This is a genomic window from Leucobacter soli, from assembly GCF_042659205.1.
Taxonomy (GTDB): domain Bacteria; phylum Actinomycetota; class Actinomycetes; order Actinomycetales; family Microbacteriaceae; genus Leucobacter; species Leucobacter soli.
On record NZ_JBHSRW010000227.1, the window covers coordinates 1 to 3,525 of the forward strand.

At 70.2% G+C, this 3,525-nt stretch carries 3 protein-coding genes; 1 reads left to right on the plus strand and 2 read right to left on the minus strand.

From position 1 onward, the window contains the following. Positions 1 to 1,125, minus strand: a 1,125-nt coding sequence (locus ACFPZL_RS11220; RefSeq protein WP_382335452.1) for an MFS transporter, incomplete at its 3' end; no start/stop codon positions are given. A gap of 131 nt (positions 1,126 to 1,256) precedes the next feature. Beyond that, positions 1,257 to 2,798, minus strand: coding sequence for a lysine--tRNA ligase (lysS, locus tag ACFPZL_RS11225; protein ID WP_218114613.1), 1,542 nt, complete (start codon positions 2,796 to 2,798; stop codon positions 1,257 to 1,259). 186 nt (positions 2,799 to 2,984) lie between these two features. Here lysS and ACFPZL_RS11230 point away from each other — a divergent pair. Then, positions 2,985 to 3,525, plus strand: a 541-nt coding sequence (locus ACFPZL_RS11230) for an MFS transporter (RefSeq protein WP_382335454.1), incomplete at its 3' end; no start/stop codon positions are given.

Sequence of the window (3,525 nt, forward strand, 5' to 3'; positions counted from 1 at the left end):
GACCATGGCCACCGCACCGCCCCAGCCGGCGGCCGCGAAGGCCAGCCCGCCGACCCAGCCGAACAGCGTCGATCCGGCATAGTAGGCGAGGTTGTAGAGCGAGGGGGCGACACTGCGACCGCCGTCGCCCGCCCGTCGGCTCGCGAGCGTGAGCGCGACCGAGTGCGCGCCGAAGAAGCCGACCGTGAACAGCACGAGGCCCACGATGATGGCGAGGAGCCACGGCAGCAGGGTGACGCCAAGCCCGAGCAGCATCGTCGCCAGGCCACCGAGCAGCACACCGGTCGGCGGCGCCGTGCGCACCAGCAGCCACACGCCGCGCGAGGCCGCTGCACCAGCGAGGTAGGCGAGAAACAGCCACGACACCTGCGCCGGGCTGAGCCCGAACGGCTCGGCCTGCAGACGGAACGCCAGGTAGTTGTAGGCTGCGACGAATCCGCCCATCAGCAGGAATGCCTGCGCCACCATGACGGCCACGGCGGGAGTACGCAGATTCTCGATCAGCGCACGGAATACCGGCAGACTTCTCGCCGCCGGAACGACCGGCCCCGGCATGAGGATGAGGAACAGCACGGCCCCCGCGAGAGCGAGGAGAGCAACGCAGAAGAGCCCACCGTGCCAGCCGAAGTACTCGGCGGTCGTGGCCGCGATAATACGACCCGAAAGCCCGCCGATCGTATTCCCCGCGATGAATGCGCCGACCGCGCTGCCGAGAGCGAGCGGCGCCACCGTCTCGGCCAGCGCGGTCACCGCGATGGCCGGCAGCCCCGCGAGCATCAGCCCCTCGATGAAGCGCATCACGACCAGTGAGGCGAATCCCGGCGAGAACGGCGTGATGAGCCCCACCGCGACGGCGAGCACCATGGCCCAGCGCATCGCCCACACTCGGCCGACGCGTTCTCCGACCTTCGCCCAGGCCAGCATGCCGGCGGCCAACCCGAGCGTGGTCGCTCCGATGGCGAACGACGATGCGCTCGCGCTCATGGCGAACTCCCGCGCGATGTCGGGCAGGAGCGCCTGCGGCGAGTAGACGAGCGCGAACGTCGCGACACCGGCCCCGAAGAGAGCGACGAGCGCCCGCCGATAGAGGGGGCTGCCAGCCGCAGCCCGCGGGTCAAGTTCCATTCCGCTCACATCGTGCTCGTCATCCTGCGTCTGCCGCAGGCGGATCGCCGGTTCTCATGCGAGGGGCGGGATCCTGCGACTCCGTCGCTGCGCGTCTCCGCGCAGGATGACGGTTCGACAAGGACGAACCGTCACTTCACCAGCGGGAAGAGGATGGTCTCGCGGATGCCGAGGCCGGTCAGCGCCATGAGCAGCCGGTCCATGCCCATACCCATGCCACCCGACGGCGGCATGCCGTGCTCGAGCGCCCGCAGGAACTCCTCGTCGATCCGCATCGCCTCGTCGTCGCCGCGCGCCGCCTCGGCCGCCTGCTGCACGAAGCGCTCCCGCTGCACGACGGGGTCGACCAGCTCGGAGTACCCCGTTGCCAGCTCGAAGCCGCGCACGTAGAGATCCCACTTCTCGACGACGCCCGGAATCGAGCGGTGGTGCCGCGTCAGCGGGCTGGTCTCGACCGGGAAGTCCATCACGAAGGTCGGCGCCGTGAGGCCGTCCTTCACGAAGTGCTCCCACAGCTCCTCGACCAGCTTGCCGTGGTTCGGAAGCCTCACCTCGACGCCCTCCGCCTCGGCGAGCGCGAGCAGCTCCTCGACGCTCGTCTCGGGCGTGATCTCGCGGCCGGCGGCCTCCGAGAGCGTGCCGTACATCGAGATGCGATCCCAGTCGCCGCCGAGGTCGAACAGCGTGCCGTCGGCCCACCGCACGGTCCGGGTACCCTCGCGCTCGGTGCCCTCGTTGACCGCGAGCGCCGCGTTCTGGATCAGCGCCTGCGTGAGGTCGGCGATGCCGTTGTAGTCGGTGTAGGCCTGGTACGACTCGAGCATCGCGAACTCGGGGCTGTGCGTGGAATCTGCGCCCTCGTTGCGGAAGTTGCGGTTGATCTCGAACACGCGCTCGAGCCCGCCGACCGCGGCGCGCTTGAGGTACAGCTCGGGCGCGATGCGCAGGTAGAGCTCGGTGTCAAAGGCGTTCGCGTACGTCACGAAGGGGCGGGCGGAGGCGCCGCCGTGCATCGTCTGCAGCATCGGGGTCTCGACCTCGATGAAGTCGCGCTCGGCGAACGTCTTGCGCAGGCTCGCCATGGTCTTCGCGCGGGTGACCACGTTGACGCGGGCCTGCTCCCGCTGGATCAGGTCGAGGTAGCGCTGACGCACGCGCGTCTCCTCGTTCAGCTCGGCGTACATGTTCGGCAGCGGTGCGAGCGCCTTCGCCGCGACCCGCCACTCCTGCACCATGATCGAGAGTTCGCCGCGACGGCTCGAGATGACCTCGCCGCGCACGAAGAGGTGGTCGCCGAGGTCGACGAGCTCCTTGTAGCGGGCGAGCGACTCCTCACCGACCCCCGCGAGGCTCACCATCGCCTGGATGCGGGTGCCGTCGCCGGCCTGCAGGCTCGCGAAGCAGAGCTTGCCCGTGTTGCGCTGGAAGACGACGCGGCCCGCGATGCCGACGGTCTCGCCGCTCGCGCTGTCGGGCGCGTCCTCGAGGTGCCCCCACTTCGCCCGGACCTCGGGGATGGTCGCGGTGACGGGCAGCACGACCGGGTAGGCGCCGCCGCCGAGCTCGGCCCCCTCGTTCAGGCGCTCGCGCTTCTCGAGCCGCACGCGCTTCTGCTCGAAGATCTCTTCCTCGCTCAGGGCTTCGGGCCGGGCGCTGTCGGGCTGCTCGCTCATGGGGTGGGATCCTCCGGTGTTCACGCGCTGGTGCCGCGTTCGGACATATCGATCCAGTCTAACTTCGCCGCGATGGCCTGTGCCGCGCGCCGGCACCGTGCACTGCAGTCGGGCATCGCTGCGCTGGACGGCCAAGCACAAGCGGTACGCTCATAATCGCAGAAGAACCGATCCGTGAGGAGTGCCGTGCCCACCGCCCAGCCGCGACTCACCGCCGGGCTCCTCGCCGCACTCGGCCTGCTCGCCGCTACCAGCGCGCTCGCCACGGACCTCTACCTCTCCTCGATCCCGAGCATCGCCGCCGACCTGCAGACCTCGCCGTCGCGCGTCCAGCTGACGCTCTCGCTCTTCTTCTTCGGCCTCGGCGCGGGGCAGCTGGTGCTTGGTCCGCTCTCCGACTCGCTCGGCAGGCGGCCGGTCCTAATCGCGGGTACGGCCGTCTTCACCACGGCCAGCGTCGCGACGGTCTTCTCCCCCACCATCGAGGTACTGATCGCGCTGCGACTCGTCCAGGGCATCTCCGGCGCGGCCGGCATCGTGCTCGCCCGGGCGATCGCGGCCGATCTGAGCCGGGGCGAGAACGCGGTCAAGGCGCTCAGCCTGATCGCGATGGTCGTAGGCGTCGCGCCGCTGGTCGCGCCGCCCGTCGGCAGTCTCGCGCACGAGCTCTGGGGGTGGCGCGGGGTGCTGGCCGCGCTCGCCGTGACCGCGGCGTCGATGCTCCTGA